This window comes from Bacillus sp. 11C (assembly GCF_055486375.1).
On record NZ_JBUPVZ010000004.1, the window covers coordinates 244,890 to 263,111 of the forward strand.

Annotated in this window: 18 protein-coding genes; 1 reads left to right on the top strand and 17 read right to left on the bottom strand. The window is 44.9% G+C overall.

Translation table 11 applies throughout. From position 1 onward, the window contains the following. Positions 1-4 precede the first annotated feature (4 nt). From ACY3LV_RS08190 to ACY3LV_RS08210, 5 genes are all read right to left on the bottom strand, one after another. The gene (locus ACY3LV_RS08190) at positions 5-391 is read right to left on the bottom strand and encodes a YlqD family protein (protein WP_333560436.1); all 387 of its coding nucleotides are present in this window, start codon (positions 389-391) and stop codon (positions 5-7) included. Between the two features lie 121 nt (positions 392-512). Continuing rightward, positions 513-758 carry a KH domain-containing protein gene (locus tag ACY3LV_RS08195; protein ID WP_087992075.1) on the bottom strand — a complete coding sequence of 82 codons (246 nt, stop codon included), beginning with the start codon at positions 756-758 and terminating at the stop codon, positions 513-515. Further along, positions 758-1,030, bottom strand: a complete 273-nt coding sequence (gene rpsP / locus ACY3LV_RS08200) for a 30S ribosomal protein S16 (RefSeq protein ID WP_010788590.1) — start codon at positions 1,028-1,030, stop codon at positions 758-760. The genes ACY3LV_RS08195 and rpsP overlap by 1 nt, the downstream gene beginning before the upstream one ends. Before the next feature lie 105 nt (positions 1,031-1,135). Then, complete coding sequence (gene ffh, locus ACY3LV_RS08205) at positions 1,136-2,476, bottom strand: signal recognition particle protein (RefSeq protein ID WP_087992076.1); 1,341 nt, start codon at positions 2,474-2,476, stop codon at positions 1,136-1,138. 13 nt (positions 2,477-2,489) lie between these two features. After that, positions 2,490-2,822 carry a putative DNA-binding protein gene (locus ACY3LV_RS08210; protein WP_003238590.1) on the bottom strand — a complete coding sequence of 111 codons (333 nt, stop codon included), beginning with the start codon at positions 2,820-2,822 and terminating at the stop codon, positions 2,490-2,492. Positions 2,823-3,000: 178 nt separating this feature from the next. Here ACY3LV_RS08210 and ACY3LV_RS08215 point away from each other — a divergent pair, with 178 nt between their 5' ends. Continuing rightward, complete coding sequence (locus ACY3LV_RS08215; RefSeq protein ID WP_253269087.1) at positions 3,001-3,486, top strand: Ig-like domain-containing protein; 486 nt, start codon at positions 3,001-3,003, stop codon at positions 3,484-3,486. Between the two features lie 33 nt (positions 3,487-3,519). On the opposite strand, the gene ftsY is transcribed toward ACY3LV_RS08215, so the two are convergent. The 12 genes from ftsY to ACY3LV_RS08275 all read right to left on the bottom strand — a co-directional run bounded on the left by ftsY (position 3,520) and on the right by ACY3LV_RS08275 (position 18,208). Then, the gene (gene ftsY, locus ACY3LV_RS08220) at positions 3,520-4,509 is read right to left on the bottom strand and encodes a signal recognition particle-docking protein FtsY (protein WP_087992079.1); all 990 of its coding nucleotides are present in this window, start codon (positions 4,507-4,509) and stop codon (positions 3,520-3,522) included. Between the two features lie 19 nt (positions 4,510-4,528). Beyond that, entirely contained in the window at positions 4,529-8,089 is a 3,561-nt protein-coding gene (smc, locus tag ACY3LV_RS08225) for a chromosome segregation protein SMC (protein WP_333560438.1), read from the bottom strand. Between the two features lie 102 nt (positions 8,090-8,191). Then, positions 8,192-8,941, bottom strand: coding sequence for a ribonuclease III (gene rncS, locus ACY3LV_RS08230; RefSeq protein WP_014113767.1), 750 nt, complete (start codon positions 8,939-8,941; stop codon positions 8,192-8,194). Between the two features lie 139 nt (positions 8,942-9,080). Further along, the gene (gene acpP / locus ACY3LV_RS08235; protein ID WP_003154310.1) at positions 9,081-9,314 is read right to left on the bottom strand and encodes an acyl carrier protein; all 234 of its coding nucleotides are present in this window, start codon (positions 9,312-9,314) and stop codon (positions 9,081-9,083) included. Between the two features lie 84 nt (positions 9,315-9,398). Beyond that, the gene (fabG, locus tag ACY3LV_RS08240; protein WP_087992081.1) at positions 9,399-10,139 is read right to left on the bottom strand and encodes a 3-oxoacyl-[acyl-carrier-protein] reductase; all 741 of its coding nucleotides are present in this window, start codon (positions 10,137-10,139) and stop codon (positions 9,399-9,401) included. Beyond that, positions 10,132-11,085 carry an ACP S-malonyltransferase gene (gene fabD, locus ACY3LV_RS08245; protein WP_333560439.1) on the bottom strand — a complete coding sequence of 318 codons (954 nt, stop codon included), beginning with the start codon at positions 11,083-11,085 and terminating at the stop codon, positions 10,132-10,134. The genes fabG and fabD overlap by 8 nt, the downstream gene beginning before the upstream one ends. A gap of 18 nt (positions 11,086-11,103) precedes the next feature. Then, positions 11,104-12,105: a phosphate acyltransferase PlsX gene (plsX, locus tag ACY3LV_RS08250; protein WP_333560440.1), complete on the bottom strand. Its 1,002-nt coding sequence runs from the start codon at positions 12,103-12,105 to the stop codon at positions 11,104-11,106. A gap of 13 nt (positions 12,106-12,118) precedes the next feature. Then, on the bottom strand, positions 12,119-12,685 hold the full coding sequence (gene fapR, locus ACY3LV_RS08255; protein ID WP_087992084.1) for a transcription factor FapR: 567 nt from the start codon (positions 12,683-12,685) through the stop codon (positions 12,119-12,121). A gap of 108 nt (positions 12,686-12,793) precedes the next feature. Continuing rightward, complete coding sequence (gene recG / locus ACY3LV_RS08260) at positions 12,794-14,842, bottom strand: ATP-dependent DNA helicase RecG (RefSeq protein WP_333560441.1); 2,049 nt, start codon at positions 14,840-14,842, stop codon at positions 12,794-12,796. Then, positions 14,820-15,722, bottom strand: a complete 903-nt coding sequence (gene sdaAA, locus ACY3LV_RS08265) for an L-serine ammonia-lyase, iron-sulfur-dependent, subunit alpha (RefSeq protein WP_333560442.1) — start codon at positions 15,720-15,722, stop codon at positions 14,820-14,822. The genes recG and sdaAA overlap by 23 nt, the downstream gene beginning before the upstream one ends. A 23-nt stretch (positions 15,723-15,745) precedes the next feature. Then, on the bottom strand, positions 15,746-16,408 hold the full coding sequence (gene sdaAB, locus ACY3LV_RS08270) for an L-serine ammonia-lyase, iron-sulfur-dependent subunit beta (protein ID WP_019714380.1): 663 nt from the start codon (positions 16,406-16,408) through the stop codon (positions 15,746-15,748). Positions 16,409-16,546: 138 nt separating this feature from the next. Then, positions 16,547-18,208 (bottom strand): DAK2 domain-containing protein, encoded by a 1,662-nt coding sequence (locus tag ACY3LV_RS08275; protein ID WP_464863617.1) that lies wholly within the window; start codon positions 18,206-18,208, stop codon positions 16,547-16,549. Between the last annotated feature and the right edge of the window lie 14 nt (positions 18,209-18,222).

An 18,222-nucleotide genomic window follows, 5' to 3' on the forward strand; every position in this document is an offset into this window, starting at 1 on the left:
ATCATCACCTCTGGCGAATTTCAATTACTTGTCCGTCTTTTATGACGATGGTGTTTGCCGCTGTTTTCTCATGCCAGTTATCCCCGGCTTCAATTGTCAGCAGCGCATCGACTTCCTTTTCTTTCATCTCACTGCCAAGCGGCAATGTATGTACTTGAGCAATTTGAAAATCGATTATTTTTATGTTATCTTTTCGCTTTTCTATTGCCTTTTTAAATTGTTCAATCATATCTGGATTTTGCTGTTCTTTCTCATGTTTTCTAAGCTGAAAATAGAGCTGGCTGCATTCTCGTTCAAGCATTTCTTTCTTTTCGGCAAAAGAAGCTAAAAGCTTTTCCTTGCTGCGCTCGGTTAAGACTTGCATAACGGCTACACGGTGAATAATTTGCATCGCACCAAGCTCCCCGCTTTTAAAACTTTTTTGTCGCTCAGGTTTTCAATTTCACCTAAGCTTCTATTAGTTTACCCTTTTTTTGCGTGTAAAAAAAGGGGAGGTGCCGGCCCTCTCCCTTTTAGTCAAATATCTCAAATTGAACTTTCTTAGAAGACTGTGCGCCAGCTGCAAATACAGCTGTTCGAATCGCTTTTGCAGTCCGGCCTTGCTTTCCGATAACTTTACCGGTATCTGACTTATGGACAGATAAGCGCAGCGCAATCTTTTGATCGGTTTCTTCTCTTGTGATGCGAATGTCATCTGGATGATCAACAAGCGGTGTCACAATTTTGACAATCAAATCTTCCAAGTGTTGATCAGTCATTACTTGCCTTGTTTAGCGTTGTGGAATTTTTCCATGATTCCTTGGTTAGAGAACAAGTTACGAACTGTGTCAGAAGGTTTAGCTCCAGTTTGAAGCCATTTAAGAGCAAGCTCTTCATCAATTTTCACTTCTGCTGGTTTTACAACCGGGTTGTAAGTTCCGACTGTTTCGATGAAACGGCCGTCACGTGGTGAACGAGAATCTGCTACAACAATACGATAGAAAGGAGATCTTTTTGATCCCATACGTTTTAAACGAATTTTTACTGCCATTTTACTAGCACCTCCGAAAATATTTCAACAAGATAGTATATTAACAATGATAAAAGTGTTTGTAAAGTGTTTTTTCTTAACAACGGTTTTATCATGTATAACCGATTACATAAAAGGTAGCTTAAACCCTTTTTTCTTGCCTTTTGACATGTTTGTCATCTGCTTCATCATTTTTTTCATTTCGTCAAACTGCTTAAGCAGACGGTTGACTTCCTGCACGGATGTCCCGCTTCCTTTCGCAATCCGCTTCCGCCGGCTGGCATTGATGATATCCGGCTGTTCTTTTTCACGAACAGTCATGGATTTAATGATTGCTTCCACATGATTCAGCTGTTTTTCATCAACTTGGATGTTTTTCAGGCCTTTCATTTTACCTGCACCCGGCATCATTTGCAGAAGTTCATCAAGCGGCCCCATGTTTCTGACCTGCCCGAGCTGCTCCAGAAAATCGTCCAATGTGAAGCTCATTGTTCTCATTTTTTGTTCCAGCTCTTTGGCTTTATCTTCATCGACGCTGGCCTGTGCTTTTTCAATCAATGTCAGCACGTCGCCCATGCCGAGAATCCTTGATGCCATGCGTTCAGGATGGAACGATTCTAGCGCATCAAGCTTTTCGCCTAAACCGGCGAACTTAATCGGCGTGTTTGTGACCGCGCGAATAGAAAGCGCAGCACCTCCGCGTGTGTCTCCATCAAGCTTAGTCAGCACAACACCGGTTAAACCAAGCTGTTCATTAAAGCTTTGGGCTACATTCACAGCGTCCTGACCGGTCATTGAATCGACAACCAGGAAGATTTCTTCCGGATTCGCGATTTCCTTCACGCTGGTCAGTTCATCCATCAATTCATGGTCAATATGCAAGCGGCCTGCCGTATCCAAAATGACATAGTCATAATGTTCTTCCTTGGCTTTTTCAATAGCCTGTTTAGCTATTTCTACAGGACTGACCTGATCACCAAGTGAGAAAACAGGCATGTCAAGCTGTTTGCCAAGCGTTTCCAGCTGCTTAATGGCGGCTGGGCGGTAAATATCGGCAGCAACCAGCATTGGTTTGCGATTATGCTTTTTGCGCAGCAGATTCGCAAGCTTACCGCTTGTTGTCGTTTTACCGGCACCCTGGAGACCGACCATCATAATAACAGTCGGCGGCCTTTTCGCGGTGGCGATTTTGCTCTCTTCGCCGCCCATCAGCTCAGTCAGTTCCTCTTTAACAACTTTAATGACCTGCTGGCCGGGCGTCAGACTTTTCATGACGTCTTGGCCTACAGCGCGTTCACTTACTTTCTTGACAAAATCCTTGACTACTTTAAAGTTAACGTCAGCCTCAAGCAGCGCAAGACGAACCTCACGCATCATATCTTTTACATCTTGTTCACTGACTTTCCCTTTTCCGCGGATTTTGGAAATCGTCTGCTGCAGTCGGTCGGCTAATCCTTCAAATGCCATAGTTTGCCGCCTCCTAATCTAATTTCTCAAGCGCTTCAATCAGAGCTGTAATTTCTTCCTCTTCTTTTGAACCGGAAGCAAGCTCCTTCAGCTTATTAAACATCTCTTTACGCTCCTGAAACTTTTTCAAAAGGAGCAGCTTTTCTTCATATTGTTCAAGCATCGCTTCTGTTCGTTTGATGTTATCATAAACAGCTTGTCTTGAAACCTCATATTCTTCGGCTATTTCGCCTAGGGAGAAATCGTCCAAATAATAAAGCGACATATAGCTCTTCTGTTTTGACGTCAACAACGACTGATAAAAATCAAACAGATAATTCATTCTCGTTGTCTTTTCGAGTGACATTTGAGCTCTCCCCTTTGTTAAGTCAAATCCCTTTACGATAACTTAGTTTACATGGTTTTATGGAGACTGTCAAGTTTTTATCTTGTCATAGCAATGATTATTTTTTCCAAAATACACTAAATATCACCCAATTTATTCCGATATTGTATATGAACCCTATTTAAAAGGAGGATTTTTCATGAAAAAAATCGGTTTATTGTTTATGCTGTGCTTGGCAGCTGTGTTTACAATCATTGTCCCGGCACAGCAAGCAGACGCTGCTGAGGCGCCTTATAAGGCTACAATCACAAATATCAGCACGGATGGAGGGGTTTACGGTAAAATCAATTACGGTCAAGGTCAATTTTGGCGAGTGAAGTACAATATCACCATAAGTGGCAAATTGCTCGACCAAAACGGACAGCCGGTGCCAAACGCTCCAGTAAGATTTGAAGCAGATACGAAAGTCGGAAATACAACAAAAACAGCTTCAGGAACAACCGATGAAAACGGAACGTTTGAGGTTCCAATGTATTTGGGACCAGCTGCTGGGTACTATACGTATTACACATCTGTTTCCGTTCATTACTATGACATCATCCCTTTTAGAGTTTATTCAGGAGATTCGAGACTGGTATCCACTGATAACAGCCTTTATCATTTCGCCTATCAAGTGAGAAGATAATAATAGAAAAAGGCCTTTTTAGGGGCCTTTTTCTTAATCCTCGGCTTTTTCAACTAAATCTGAAAACAGGCCGTATACATACGATTCAGCGTTAAATTCCTGGAGATCATCAACTTTTTCACCTAACCCGACTAGTTTAACCGGGATGTGAAGCTCGTTGCGGATCGCAAGGACAATACCGCCTTTTGCCGTACCGTCAAGCTTCGTTAAAGCAATGCCTGTAACGTTTGTTGCTTTAGAAAACTCTTTCGCCTGCGCCATCGCGTTTTGGCCGGTTGTGGCATCAAGAGCAAGCAGCACCTCATGCGGCGCTTCAGGCACTTCTCTTTCGATGACGCGCTTCACTTTTTCAAGCTCTTTCATCAGGTTTACTTTGTTTTGGAGACGCCCTGCTGTATCACAGATTAATATATCAGCGTTTCTTGCTTTCGCAGCATGGACAGCATCATAGATAACAGCCGCAGGATCGCTTCCGGCCGTCTGCTTAATGACAGGCACTCCCGTACGCTCTCCCCATACTTCCAGCTGTTCAATGGCGCCCGCTCTAAATGTGTCTCCGGCAGCAAGTACGACAGATTTCCCTTCTTGCTTCAATTTATGGGCAAGCTTTCCGATTGTTGTCGTTTTGCCGACTCCGTTTACACCTACCAGAAGGATGACATTTAAACGCCCATCCTGAATGTTCAATTCAGAAATTTGCTCATCTCCGCTGTTATAAATCTCGACCAGTTTCTCAGATATAACAGACTGGACTTCCATCGGATCTTGAATATTTCTGCGTTTCACTTCTGTTTTCAGCTCATCTATTAATTCCATAACGGTTGTAAAGCCGACATCCGCGCTGATAAGAACCTCTTCAAGTTCTTCAAAGAAATCCTCATCCACTTTACGGTAACGGGATACAAGATCATTCACTTTGGTTTGAAAGGAGTTTCTTGTTTTTTCAAGGCCATCCTTAAACTTTTCAGATACGGAATCTGTCTGTTTTGTGATTTTCTCTTTTAATTTTTTAAAAAAGCTCATCTTTTACCCTCTTTCCTCGTTACTGTACGAATTCTTTTGTTTCTTCCAGCTTAACTGAGATTACCTTGGAAACACCGGATTCCTGCATGGTTACGCCGTATAGCACATCCGCTTCCTCCATCGTCCCTTTTCTGTGGGTAATCACAATAAACTGGGTATCGCTGCTGTATTTTTTTAAATACTGCGCAAATCGGAAGACATTCGCTTCGTCAAGCGCAGCCTCTACTTCGTCAAGGACGCAAAACGGCACAGGACGAACCTTTAAGATTGAGAATAAGAGTGCTATAGCAGTAAGCGCACGCTCTCCGCCTGACAGAAGGTTTAAGTTTTGCAATTTTTTCCCCGGCGGCTGTGCGATAATCTCGACTCCTGAGTGAAGCAGATCGTTCGGATCGGTGAGCCTTAGTTCAGCTCGTCCTCCTCCGAATAAGGAACGGAAGACTTGATCAAAGTGTGAGCGGATTTGGACGAATGTGTCGTTAAAGCGTTTCGTCATTTCTTCATCCATTTCTTCAATCACTTGGAACAGGGTGTTTTTCGCTTCTGTCAAATCTTCTTTTTGTTCTGACAGAAACTTATACCGTTCGTTGACCCTCTCAAACTCATCTATGCTTCCGAGGTTTACAGCACCCAGCTCTTCGATTGCGAGTTTAATCAGCTTCACGCGCTTTCTGGCTTCCTCTGGATCAGCTTCAAGCTGATATGTCTCTTTTGCCCCCTCAAAGGACAAGCTGTATTCCTCCCGCAAGTACTGAAGCAAATTATCAAGCTCAACTTCCATCCGGCCCAGTTTGACCTCTTCATCTTTTAAGAGCGTTGTTTTTTGTTTATACAGCCGTTTCATTTCTTTCAGCTCACGCTCATACGTATCAAGCCCATGCTGAAGCTTGATACGCTGGTCGCGTCTTAACGCAATCAGTTCGATCGTTTTCGTTTTGTCATTCAATTTATGTTTTGCAGCTTCTTCAAGCTTTTCTTCGCCGCTGGAGCTTGATGACATCTCTGACGTTAAGAAGCTCAAGTCTTCTTTCGCTTCTTTTAACGCAAACTCTGTTTCTGCGAGCTCTTTCTTTAGTCTGTCAAGGTTGTCCTCTTCCCCCTGGCATGCCTGCTCTTTTTTGGCTGCTGTGATCTTCAGCTCGGTCAGCTCATTGGAGAGAGACTCTTTCGTTGAGGATTGCGTTTGTTTTTGTTTTGTCAGTCTGTCCATGTCCTCTTCAAGCTGCTTCATCTTTTCGGAAACGGTAAAAAGCTCTTCTTCCAGCTTGCGTTTGCGCGTTTTCTTCTCTTCATCGCTTTCTGACAGAGCGGATTTTTCTTGATCATAGAGCTCTAAATGGGTATTGATATTTTTCTCAGCAACTTGAAGTTCGTACAGCTGGCCTTTTACATCCTGCTGCTTTAATCTCAAGCTTTCCCCTGTTTCTCTTAAGTCAGCCAGTTTATTCTCTATATCCTGAAGGGATTGCTTAAGTGTTTTGACTTCTTGTTCAAGCAGTGCTGTTTTCTCTTCCATTTCAATGAGCCGTTTGCTTACATCTTCAAGCTCACGGCTTCTTCCAAGCAGCGAGTTATTTTTCTTTTTAACCGCTCCGCCCGTCATTGAACCACCCGGATTCACGACATCTCCCTCAAGGGTTACGATGCGGTACCGGTGGCCGAGAAGCTTCGCAAGCTCGTTTGCCCCCTTTAAATCCTCTGTGATCAGCACGGTTCCAAGAAGATTCTGGATGATGCGCCGATACGCAGGATCAAATGTGACAAGTTCACTGGCAACCCCGAGAAATGACGAATGCTGCGCTGCTGTTTCAGCGTCCCGGCTTTGAAGCTGGCGGTCTCTGATGACAGAAAGAGGCAGAAACGTCGCCCGGCCGAAGGAATTCTGTTTTAAATATTGAATCGCTTTGCGGGCAGACTGTTCATCGTCGGTCACGACATGCTGGGCAGAAGCGCCGAGCGCAATTTCAATGGCCGTTTCATACTTTCGGTCTGTTGACATCAGCTCAAGGACCGCTCCGCGAATCCCGCCAAGGCGCTCCTTCACTTTCAGCACTTCTTTAACACCTTGATAAAAGCCGGAGAAATCACCCTGCATCGTCTCAAGCATGTCTTTTTTCGATCTCGCTTGCTGAACGTATTGGTATGCCTGATACAGAGCGGATTCATTTTTTTCGTATTGGCGCTTTTTCTGCTCATATTTTGTCTGCATGTCACGATATGCGCCGACTTGGCTGTGAATTTCCTGCTCGATTCGGGCAAACTCCGCTTCACATGAGGCTTTTCGCGCAGAAATATCGCGCCGTTCCTGAAGATGCTTTTCATTGTTGTCTGCAAGCCTCTGTAATGTGACAGCGGATTGGGACATCTGGTCATCCAGCAGCTGGAGCTCATTGCGAATTGAAGCCTGGCTGTTTAACAGCTCAAAGTAATCGCTTTTCAGCTGCTCGATCTTCTCTTCGACATTTTCATTGTGAAGACTGAGAGCCTGCTGTTTTCCTTTTACCTGAGCTCTTAACTGCTTCACCTCTGCCTGAAGCGTTTCGAAGACAGCTTCCTGCTTCGCAAGCTCTTCTTTCAGCACCGTTTCTTTTTGCTGAAACTGAATGATGGCTTCTTCCAGCTGTTCTTGGTTTTGCACAGCGTTTTTCTTGCGTTCTTTCAGGACTTCTTTACGGCCTTCAAGCTTTTCCAGCTCTTCACTCGTCACCAATAAGACCTGCTGGAGCTCATCTACTGATTCATCCAGCGCTTGAATTTTGTCTCTCGCATCTTCAATTTTCGCTTCTTTCGCAGAAATTGCAGACGATTCAGCGAGCTCTTCTTCCTTTGCGAGCTGCACTTTCTCTTTAAGCGTTGACCATTTGCCGTGCAGCTCTTCGATATCATAGGCAGTCAGCGCAATTTCAACATGCTCCAGCTCTTTCTTTTTCTCCAGATAGTCTTTCGCGATTGAAGCTTGAATTTTAAGAGGTTCAACCTGTCCTTCAAGCTCATGTAATATATCTTCTACCCGGTTTAAATTGTCCTGTGTCTCAAACAGTTTATTTTCTGCTTTTTTCTTTCTCGTTTTATATTTAAGCACCCCGGCCGCTTCTTCAAAGATACTGCGGCGATCCTCCGCTTTGCTGCTCAGGATCTCTTCCACTTTCCCTTGGCTGATAATAGAAAATGCTTCTTTACCTAGACCAGAGTCCATAAACAAATCAATAATATCTTTTAAGCGGCACGGCTGATTGTTAATCAGAAACTCACTCTCGCCTGATCTGTATACACGTCTTGTAACACTGACCTCATGGAAGTCAATCGGCAAGAAATGATCATCATTATCAAGAGTAAGTGTAACTTCAGCTAGGTTTAATCGCTTTCTCGAATCACTGCCGGCAAAAATGATATCTTCCATTTTTCCGCCGCGAAGAGACCGTGCCGATTGCTCTCCAAGAACCCAGCGAATGGCATCTGTGATATTGCTTTTTCCGCTCCCGTTTGGACCGACAACCGCTGTAACGCCTTTTACAAAATCTACGGAAATCCGTTCTGCAAACGATTTAAATCCTATAACGTCTAAACGTTTGAGGAACATAGCGATCCTCCTTATGTAATAAGTATTTCAATTCTATCATAAAACATGGATGAAATAAGACGGCATACATACTGAAATCCCCCTGAATGATAAAGGGGGATTTTATTGTCTCGTATGGTGTTTTTGCAATTTAGCTAAAGCTTCCTGAGCAGCGTGCTGTTCGGCTTCTTTCTTTGAACGGCCGTTTCCGACTCCGAGTGGTTCACCTTTTAGAGATACGATGGCTTCAAACTCACGGTTGTGCGCAGGCCCTTTTTCGTTGGAGATTTTATACTCCAGAGAGCCTTTGCCGTCCCGCTGCACGTATTCCTGCAGCTGGCTTTTGAAATCCATCACATGAGAAAAAGCACCATCGTTAATTTTAGGGAACACATAGACTTTTAAGAAACTTTCGACCGGCTCTAATCCCTGGTCAAGATACAAGGCTCCGATAAATGCCTCAAAAACATCCGCCAATAGAGCGGGACGCTTTCTTCCGCCTGTCATTTCCTCACCTTTACCTAATAGGACAAGGTCGCCGAATGACAGTTCGTGAGCCAATGAAACGAGAGACGGTTCGCATACAATCGCAGCTCTCAATTTCGTCAAATCTCCTTCACTCATAGCCGGGTACTTGGCAAATAAGAATCTGGAGATGGTCAGTTCCAAAACAGCGTCACCTAAAAATTCAAGCCTTTCATTATCTTCATACGGCTTTTTCCGATGCTCATTCACATAAGATGAATGTGTAAATGCTTGATACAAAAGCTTTTCATTTTGAAAGTGAACCGAAATCCGTTCTTGAAACTCTTTAAATTGTTCTACTTTTTTATAGAACTTTTTTTTATCTTTATAATGTGAGTGTTTTGACATAGTAACCTCCATAGGCACATCAGGTTCACCGCGCTTCTCTGACTAAACCGGATACAGCGCGCGTAAAAGCGGCATGCTGTAATAACTGCACGAATAAAGGGCTAAAGCCCCGCGTTTCGGCGGGACTTTTAGCATCAGCTTATTGCTGGTTTTGTATGTAGTTCACAGCGTCGCCGACTGTTGCAATCTTTTCAGCATCTTCGTCAGAAATTTCCATATCAAACTCGTCTTCAAGTTCCATAACAAGCTCAACTACATCTAGGGAATCAGCACCTAAGTCTTCCTTGAAAGAAGCTTCAAGTTTGACGTCTGCTTCATCAACGCCAAGGCGATCTACGATGATTTTCGTTACACGCTCTAATGTATCTGCCATAGCAATTCACCTCCCCTCAAGTATTATAGTGGATTCGTTTTTAAAAAACTAGAGAAACTATGATGAAATTTTCGAGAAAAAAACTTACATCACCATTCCGCCGTCAATATGAAGCGTTTGGCCTGTCATATAACGAGCTCCCTCTGAAGCAAGGAACGTGACCACGCTGCTGACGTCGCCAGGTTCGCCAAAGCGCGCGAGCGGAATTTGTTTCAGCATTTCGTCTTGAACATCTTTTGTTAGCTTATCTGTCATATCAGTTGAGATAAATCCAGGCGCAATCGCATTTACCGTAATATTGCGGCTTGCGAGCTCTTTGGCAGAAGATTTTGTTAAACCGATCACGCCGGCTTTTGCGGCCACGTAGTTTGCTTGTCCAGGATTTCCACTGACACCTACGATAGACGACACGTTAATAATACGGCCTGAACGCTGTTTCATCATTTGTCTTGTAACAGCTTTCGTGCAGTTGAAAACACCCTTTAAGTTAATGTTAATGACGTCATCCCATTCATCTTCTTTCATTCTCATGATGAGATTGTCTCTTGTAATTCCGGCGTTATTAACTAAAATGTCAATCGCAGAAAAAACAGACAGCGTTTCTTTTATCATGTTTTGTACATCTTCGGGATTTGATACATCCGCTTTGACAGCAATTGCTTTTCTGCCCAATGATTTGATTTCATCTACTACTTCATTAGCTTTCGCTTCATTGCCGGAGTAGTTCACGACAACGTTTGCGCCGCTTTTTGCCAAGTCAAGGGCGATTGAGCGGCCGATTCCGCGGGATGCGCCAGTGACAATAGCTGTTTTGTCATTAAGCATTTTCATTCTCCTCCTTAAGCGTTTGAATTGCCAGCTCGATCGTTTCCGGATCTGATACAGCAATTGTTTTTAAGCGTCTGTTTACTTTTTTCACAAGGCCTGAAAGCACTTTTCCGGGGCCGATTTCAATAAAAGTCGTAACACCCTCTGCAATCAGCTTGTTAATGCTTTCCTCAAAACGAACCGGAGAGTAGAGCTGCTCAATGAGCTTCTCTTTGATTTCTGCTTTATCAGTCATGGCATTAGCAGAAACATTTGAGATGACTGGAACGTCAGCGTCTTTTATGTCACAGGAGTCCAATACTTCTTTCAGCTTTTCAGCTGCTGGCTTCATCAGTTCAGAATGGAACGGACCGCTTACTTCAAGCGGAATCGCACGTTTTGCACCGTTCTCTTTTGCCCGTTCAGATGCAAGCTCTACCCCTTTAGCTGTTCCGGAAATGACGATTTGTCCGGGGCAGTTGAGATTCGCAAGCTGGACAAGGCTGCCTTCCTCCGTCACTTTATCGGTTACTTGCTTTAATGTTTCAGCATCCATGCCGAGAATCGCAGCCATGGCTCCTTCGCCAGCCGGCACTGCTTCATTCATAAACTCTCCGCGTTTTCTGACGGTATAAACAGCATCTTTGAAAGACAGTGCGCCAGACGCAACCAGTGCGGAATATTCACCAAGGCTGTGTCCTGCTGTAAAATCAGGTGTAATGCCTGATTCTTTAAATTTTTCAAGAACAGCAATGCTTGTCGTCAGCAAAGCAGGCTGTGCATTATATGTAAGCGTTAATTCTTCAGTATCACCTTCAAAAATCAGCGAACTGAGTGTTGTTTCCAATGTTTCATCCGCTTCATCAAAGAGACGCTTTGCAGCAGGGACCTGCTCATAAAGCTCTTTCCCCATGCCGATAAATTGTGATCCCTGTCCCGGGAATAAAAATGCAATCTTACTCATGATGTAAAAACCTCCAGACTACTCATCTGTTTTTTCTTCTTTTACTTCTTCCTGAATGAGCGCAGCCACATTTTGGCTGACCATCTCTCTTGCTTGACGAATCGCGTGAAATACAGCATTAGAATCTGAAGAGCCGTGCGCCTTGATCACAGGGGCTTTTAAGCCAAATAGACTTGCTCCGCCATAATTCGAATACTCCATTTTCATTTTCATGTCTTTCATCTTCGGCTTCAGCACAGCTGCCGCGAGCTTTGATGTGAGATTAGACGTCATGACTTCCTTCATCATTTTAAAAATAGACAACGCAGAACCTTCCAGCGTTTTGAGTGTAACATTCCCGGTAAAGCCGTCTGTTACTACAACATCCGCCACATCATCTAAAAGGTCTCGCGCTTCCACGTTTCCGATAAAATGGATGTTTGCTGTTTCTTTTAACAATTGAAACGCCTGCTTCGTCAGTTCGTTTCCTTTTTTATCTTCTGTTCCCACATTTAAAAGCCCGACTCTCGGTGAAGTGACACCGCGCACTTGCTGAGAATAAACAGAACCCATGATGGCATATTGGACGAGGTGCTCCGGCTTGGCATCGACATTGGCGCCGACATCAAGGAGAAGAAATCCATCTCCTGAAATGGTCGGAAGCGTCGGGGCAAGCGCCGGACGGTCAATCCCTTTAATTCTGCCGACAATAAACAGACCGGCTGTCATTAACGCGCCGGTATTTCCTGCTGATATGCAGGCGTCAGCTCTATTTTCCGCAACTTCCTGCGCCATAAGGACCATAGATGAGTTCTTTTTTCTTCGCACGGCGCGGACCGGTTCATCCGTAGGCTCAATCGCTTCATCTGCGTGCAGCACCGTGATGCGATCTGGTGTTGTTGTTAAATGTGATTCTATCGTTGTTTTGTCACCGACAAGTGTGATATGGAGATCATCAAATGCCTCTATACCCTTTAAAACTCCGTCAATAACAGCTTTGGGAGCGTGGTCTCCTCCCATTGCATCTACAGCTATTCTCATGCATGCTCCACCTTTATAATTGTTTTGAACGGTACATGTCAAAATGTCCAGAAAAAACAATTTCTTCGCCAACATAGCTGTTCACTTCGACAACTGTTCTTCCTTTTTCTTTTTCGACCGCCGTCACTTTCGCTTTCGCTACAACACGTTCCCCCTGCTTTACCTGTCTTGTAAAGCGGATATCCGCGCTTGCCGTTAGTGCCAGCTCGTCATCAATAACTGCAACAGCCAAAGAATTCGCTTGCGCAAACAAATGGTGGCCTCTCGCAATTTGATTCCGGCTGAACACATGCTCTTGTTTTATTTCTAAAATGGATATCGCCTGATCATCCAGCTCAAGGTCAATAATTTCTCCGATAACTTCGTCCAGTGACAGGGATTTCACTTCATCTTCAAGCGTTTTCTCTGCAACGTTCTTAATTCTTTCTCTCAGCTCCGGTATCGATAGCTCTAAGCGGTCCAAACGAATTGTCTGGATGCTCACCCCGAATTTACCCGCTAATTCTTCATCTGTAATAAAGGGGGTTGCTTGTATCGTCTGCTGAAGTAATTCCTGGCGTTCTCTCTTATTTCTTCTCATGTCTAAACACCATCCGGACAATTAAGACTAGGTACTAATAGTAGTATATAATTTCATAGATTGGAATGCAACGATTGTTTCTAACTGAACACCGAAAACTTCTGGTAACTAGCTTAATTTTTCCCCGTCCATTGCTCCGCTCGTCAGTAATCGCTCTCTCAGCACACCGTATTCCGGCTCGTTCCAGAACGCGTCAGAAGCCACAAGATTCGCAGCATCCTGCCTTGCCGTTTCAAGCGCTCTGTAATCATGAACCATGTCCGCCACCTTGAATTCAGGCATTCCGCTTTGTTTTTTACCGAAGAAATCTCCCGGGCCTCTCAGTTCCAGGTCCTTTTCAGACAACTCGAAGCCGTCATTGGTCTCGGACATAATTCTCATCCGCTCTTTCCCTGTTTCTGATTTAGGATCGGCCATCAGAATGCAAAACGATTGATGCTCTCCCCGTCCGACACGGCCGCGCAGCTGGTGAAGCTGTGACAGTCCGAAACGGTCGGCGTCATAAATCACCATAATGGTTGCATTTGGAACATTCACGCCAACCTCAACAACAGTGGTTGATACGAGGATTTGACAGTGATTCGCACTAAACTCTCTCATGACCTGATCTTTTTCATCGGAATGCAGCTTTCCGTGCATCAGGCCGACATTCCATTTCCCTTGAAAAATGTCAGAAAGCATATTGTACACATCAATGGCGTTTTGCACATCAAGTTTGTCTGATTCTTCAATCAGCGGGCAGATGATATAAGCCTGTCTGCCCTGTTTTAATTCTTTTTCGACGAATGCCAAAATACGATCCAGCATGTCATGTTTTACCCAATAGGTTTCGATCTGTTTTCGTCCCGCCGGCATTTCATCAATGACAGATACATCCATTTCACCGAACACTGTGATGGCTAACGTTCTTGGGATTGGAGTGGCTGTCATAAAAAGAACATCGGGATCCTGCCCTTTGTTCCGAAGTTTTTTACGTTGCTCAACTCCAAATCGGTGCTGTTCATCTGTAATGACGAGACTCAGCGCCTTAAACTCCACCTCATCCTGAATTAAAGCGTGGGTTCCTACAAGAATATCAATCTCTCCCGCGGCAAGACGCTCAAGCAGTTCTTTTCGCCGCTTCCCTTTGACAGAGCTTGTCAAAAGGGCGACGCTGACATTCCACTTTTCAAATAGTGAAACGAGCGAATCAGCATGCTGTTCGGCCAGAATCTCTGTCGGCACCATGAGCGCCCCCTGGTATCCGGACAGGATCGCGGCATACAACCCAATGGCCGCGACTGCCGTTTTTCCCGATCCGACGTCTCCTTGAAGAAGACGGTTCATTCTGTATGGAGAAGACATGTCTGCTGTTATTTCGCGAAGCACGCGCGACTGGGCGTTAGTGAGAGGAAACGGAAGGCTATTGATAAATCTCATGAGTTCTTCGTTTGAAAAACGCTGCCGTATCCCTTGAGTCTGCTCTCTTTCCGCCTTTCGGAACGCCTGCATTTTCAACTGAAACAACAAAAATTCCTCATAAACAAACCGGCGTCTTGCAAGCGTTAACGCTTCTCTTGTTTCAGGCTGATGCATCATTTTTAACGCCTGCTGATAGTCCGGCAGCTTATAGCGTGTTTTTAGCTTTTCCGGAAGAGGATCCGGAAGCGAGTCTGCATACTGGGTCAGCGCCTGCTGAATAAAGCGTCTCATCATTTTGACGGTAACATTTTCTTTCACAGAATACACTGGTTCAATGCTTTTATCCTCTTGGTGCGGCCCGGTTTTCAACTCCTGAACAGAGATGGTTTGGCGGTGCTTGTCCCATTTACCGGAAATCGTCACGACAGAGCCCAGCGAAAGCTTTTTCTTCAAATAAGGCCGGTTAAAACATACGGCAGTGATTAAATAGCGGCCGACAAGAAGCCTGAATGTCAGCCTGTTTCGTTTTTTTCCGTAATAGGTAAGAGAAGGCTCTGAATGAACCTCCCCTTCGACTGTGACTCTTTCATCATGCTTCACTTCTTCTAAATCCCTCAGCTCGTAGTCATCATAGCGATAAGGGAAATAATTCAGAAGATCAGAAGTGTCATAAATACCGAGTTCATGTAATGTTTTTTCTGTTTCCGGCCCAATGCCCTTAATGTTAGCTATACTAGTTTGCTGATGTTGTTTCACGTGAACCTAGCGCTCCTCCGAAAATTTTTTTCTCTAATTCTCTGCCAGTCGGTGTTGCTGCTAAACCGCCCTGACCTGTTTCTCTAAGCGCAGTGGGCATCGTTTGGCCAATTTTATACATGGCATCAATAACCTCATCACATGGAATGCGGCTTGTAATGCCCGCCAATGCCATATCAGCAGCAATCATCGCATTTGACGCGCCCATCGCATTCCGTTTCACGCACGGCACTTCAACAAGCCCCGCTACAGGATCGCACACGAGTCCGAGCATATTTTTTAATGTAATGGCCATGGCCTCCGCGCTTTGTTCGGGTGTTCCTCCTGCCATTTCAACAATAGCCGCAGCCGCCATGCCTGAGGCTGATCCAACTTCTGCCTGACATCCTCCGGCGGCGCCGGAAATACTTGCGTTATTGGCCACGACAAATCCGAAAGCGCCGGACGTAAACAAAAAGCGGATCATTTGTTCTCTTGTTGGGTTCAGCTTTTCTTTTACAGCAAATAATGTGCCTGGCACCACACCAGCAGAACCTGCAGTCGGTGTCGCACAGATGGTACCCATGGCTGCATTTACTTCATTTGTTGCAACAGCTTTCGATACAGCATCTAAAATCAGCGGGCCAGACAGGGTTTTACCTGACCGAATGTAGGCCTGCAATTTAACGGCATCCCCGCCTGTTAAGCCCGTTTGGCTCGTAACTCCCTCGAGTCCTTTCTGAACCGCTGCTTCCATAACAGACAGATTGTGATCCATCTGCTGAAAAATCTCTTCTTTTGTTTTTTCTGTTACTCCCATCTCTTGAGCGATCATCACATCAGAGATGGATATTTGCTTTTCTTTTGTAATCTCTAATAATTCCTTTACATTACGAAACATAACTGGCTCCTCCTGACCTTTCGCTAGTCAGCAATCTTTGTCACTTGAATAATATTCGGCAGCTTCGACAGTTCGTCGAGAACATGATCATCGATATTTTGATCAACCTCAATTGTCATCAGCGCAAGCTGGCCGATATCCTTTCGGGCTACTTCCATATGGCCTACGTTGATTGAAAATTTCGCCAGGACATTGGCAACACCGGCAATCGTGCCAAACTTGTCATTATGAACAACTAATATGGCCGGGTGATTTCCTGACAGCCGTAGTTCAAAACCGTTTAATTCTGTGATTTCAATCTTTCCTCCGCCAATCGAAATACCCGTCAGCTCAAGCTCTCCCTTTTCATCAGATATGGTGATTTTGGCTGTATTCGGATGGACGGGGACAGCGTCTTCAACCCGAAACTCTATATCAATTCCTTTATCTTCTGCAATTTGTATAGCGGTTTTAATTCGTTCGTCGAATGTGTCAAAATCCAGCAATCCGCCGATAATCGCGACATCTGTGCCATGGCCTTTATACGTTTCCGCAAAAGAGCCGTAAAAGGATACGATGATGCGCTCAGGCTCTCTGCCAAATAAACTTCTGGCCACTCTCCCGATTCTCGCCGCTCCCGCCGTATGCGAGCTGGACGGACCAATCATAACGGGTCCGATAATATCAAAAACGCTTCTGTATTTCATGCTATTCCTCCTTATGAACCAGAGCTTATAAGCGCTTTGCTTCTAGACTAATTGATCATATATAAAATGGCAAGCGGGCGCGTCACAGCGCTGCCGCACTTAAAAGCAGACATAAGAATAGAAGGGCGAATCGCCCTTCTATTCTGCAGAAACTATATACGAATACAGCGGCTGTTTTCCGTTGTGGATCTCAACCTCAATCTCCTCGTACTTTTCACTAAGGAACGCTTCAAGCTCCTTAGCTTCTTCCTGAGACGCATCCTCACCATATAGGATGGTGACAATTTCGTCGTCTTCTCCGATCATTTCTGACAGCAGCATTTTCGCGGCTGACAGCTGATCTTCAGCAGTGCCGATAATCGTGCCATTCAGAATTCCCATAAAGTCGCCTTTTTTAATGTCTTTGCCGTCAATATGGGTATCTCTGACTGAGTACGTCACCTGCCCGCTTTTTACTTGCTGAATGGCGCTGAGCATATTGGCTTCGTTCGCTTCAGCTTCTTGATCCGGATTAAATGCCAGCAGGGCTGACATCCCTTGCGGAACCGTTTTGGCAGGAATGACAAAAACCTGTTCACCCATTACACTGGCCGCTTGATTAGCCGCCATGATGATGTTGGAGTTATTCGGTAAGATAAACACTGTTTCCGCATTTACGGATTTCACGGCATCGACAATATCCTCAGTGCTCGGGTTCATGGTCTGCCCGCCTTCAATCACAACAGAAGCGCCGATGCTTTTGAATAAATCGGAAATACCTTCTCCCATCGCCACAGTCACAATGCCATACGGCTGTTTTGCCGACGGTTTTTCGTTGTCAGCAGGTTTGCTTTCCTGGCTGATGAGGGAGGTATGCTGCTCTCTCATATTTTCTATTTTAATTTTGATCAATTCACCGTAATGCTGGGCATAATTTAATACGTTTCCCGGTTCTTCCGCATGAATATGAACCTTCGCCAGCGATTCATCCGCAATGACTAACAGAGAATCACCGAACTGGCTGAGATCTTGTCTGAACGTGCCTTCGTCGAATTCTCGTTTTGCCTGATCGAGTCTAACCATCACTTCGGTACAAAAACCAAATTCAATATCTTCGGTATTCATCACGCTTTGCGCGCTCTTATGATGCTCTGCGCTGACCATGTCGTCAAGTGACGGAAGAACAGCTTTTTGAGGCACAGCCTCACCTTTTAATGAAGCAAGGAAACCTTCATACACACAAAGCAGGCCTTTGCCGCCGCTGTCGACGACTCCTACTTCCTTCAGGACAGGAAGCAATTCAGGGGTCCGGTTTAAAGACGCTTCTGCTTCTTCTGTCACTGCAGTCATCAGTGCTGTGATATCGGTTTCTTTTTCTGCCAGAGCCATCACTTTTTTCGCAGCGTCTTTTGCGACTGTTAAAATGGTGCCCTCTACAGGTTTCATGACAGCTTTATAAGCCATGTCAACACCCGCTTGCAGCGCAGCGGCAAACTCTTGTGCATTTATTTCTTTTTTTGATTCAATGCTTTTACTGAATCCACGGAACAATTGGGACAGGATCACTCCTGAATTTCCGCGTGCTCCCATGAGCAGTCCTTTAGATAACGCAGAGCCTACCTTACCGATATCATCCGTATCCATTTGCTCCACTTCTCTTGCTCCGGAAGTCATTGACAGGTTCATGTTTGTTCCCGTATCGCCGTCCGGCACCGGAAACACGTTCAGCGCATCAACTGCACTCGCGTTTTGAGACAGATTCTGCGCTCCCGCGAGAATCATCCCGGCAAAAGTTCTGCCGTCTAATGTTCTAATAGACAATCCTACTCCTCCTA

What these genes read in the sequence shown, in the direction of transcription:
- acpP (WP_003154310.1), bottom strand. Translation starts at nt 9,314, where the DNA reads ATGGCAGATACATTAGAGCGTGTAACGAAAATCATCGTAGATCGCCTT.
- rncS (WP_014113767.1), bottom strand. Translation starts at nt 8,941, where the DNA reads ATGTCAAAACACTCACATTATAAAGATAAAAAAAAGTTCTATAAAAAA.
- ACY3LV_RS08195 (WP_087992075.1), bottom strand. Translation starts at nt 758, where the DNA reads ATGACTGATCAACACTTGGAAGATTTGATTGTCAAAATTGTGACACCG.
- rpsP (WP_010788590.1), bottom strand. Translation starts at nt 1,030, where the DNA reads ATGGCAGTAAAAATTCGTTTAAAACGTATGGGATCAAAAAGATCTCCT.
- fapR (WP_087992084.1), bottom strand. Translation starts at nt 12,685, where the DNA reads ATGAGAAGAAATAAGAGAGAACGCCAGGAATTACTTCAGCAGACGATA.
- sdaAA (WP_333560442.1), bottom strand. Translation starts at nt 15,722, where the DNA reads ATGTTTCGTAATGTAAAGGAATTATTAGAGATTACAAAAGAAAAGCAA.
- ACY3LV_RS08190 (WP_333560436.1), bottom strand. Translation starts at nt 391, where the DNA reads ATGCAAATTATTCACCGTGTAGCCGTTATGCAAGTCTTAACCGAGCGC.
- fabG (WP_087992081.1), bottom strand. Translation starts at nt 10,139, where the DNA reads ATGCTTAATGACAAAACAGCTATTGTCACTGGCGCATCCCGCGGAATC.
- sdaAB (WP_019714380.1), bottom strand. Translation starts at nt 16,408, where the DNA reads ATGAAATACAGAAGCGTTTTTGATATTATCGGACCCGTTATGATTGGT.
- smc (WP_333560438.1), bottom strand. Translation starts at nt 8,089, where the DNA reads ATGTTCCTCAAACGTTTAGACGTTATAGGATTTAAATCGTTTGCAGAA.
- ftsY (WP_087992079.1), bottom strand. Translation starts at nt 4,509, where the DNA reads ATGAGCTTTTTTAAAAAATTAAAAGAGAAAATCACAAAACAGACAGAT.
- fabD (WP_333560439.1), bottom strand. Translation starts at nt 11,085, where the DNA reads ATGAGTAAGATTGCATTTTTATTCCCGGGACAGGGATCACAATTTATC.
- plsX (WP_333560440.1), bottom strand. Translation starts at nt 12,105, where the DNA reads ATGAGAATAGCTGTAGATGCAATGGGAGGAGACCACGCTCCCAAAGCT.
- ACY3LV_RS08215 (WP_253269087.1), top strand. Translation starts at nt 3,001, where the DNA reads ATGAAAAAAATCGGTTTATTGTTTATGCTGTGCTTGGCAGCTGTGTTT.
- ffh (WP_087992076.1), bottom strand. Translation starts at nt 2,476, where the DNA reads ATGGCATTTGAAGGATTAGCCGACCGACTGCAGCAGACGATTTCCAAA.
- ACY3LV_RS08210 (WP_003238590.1), bottom strand. Translation starts at nt 2,822, where the DNA reads ATGTCACTCGAAAAGACAACGAGAATGAATTATCTGTTTGATTTTTAT.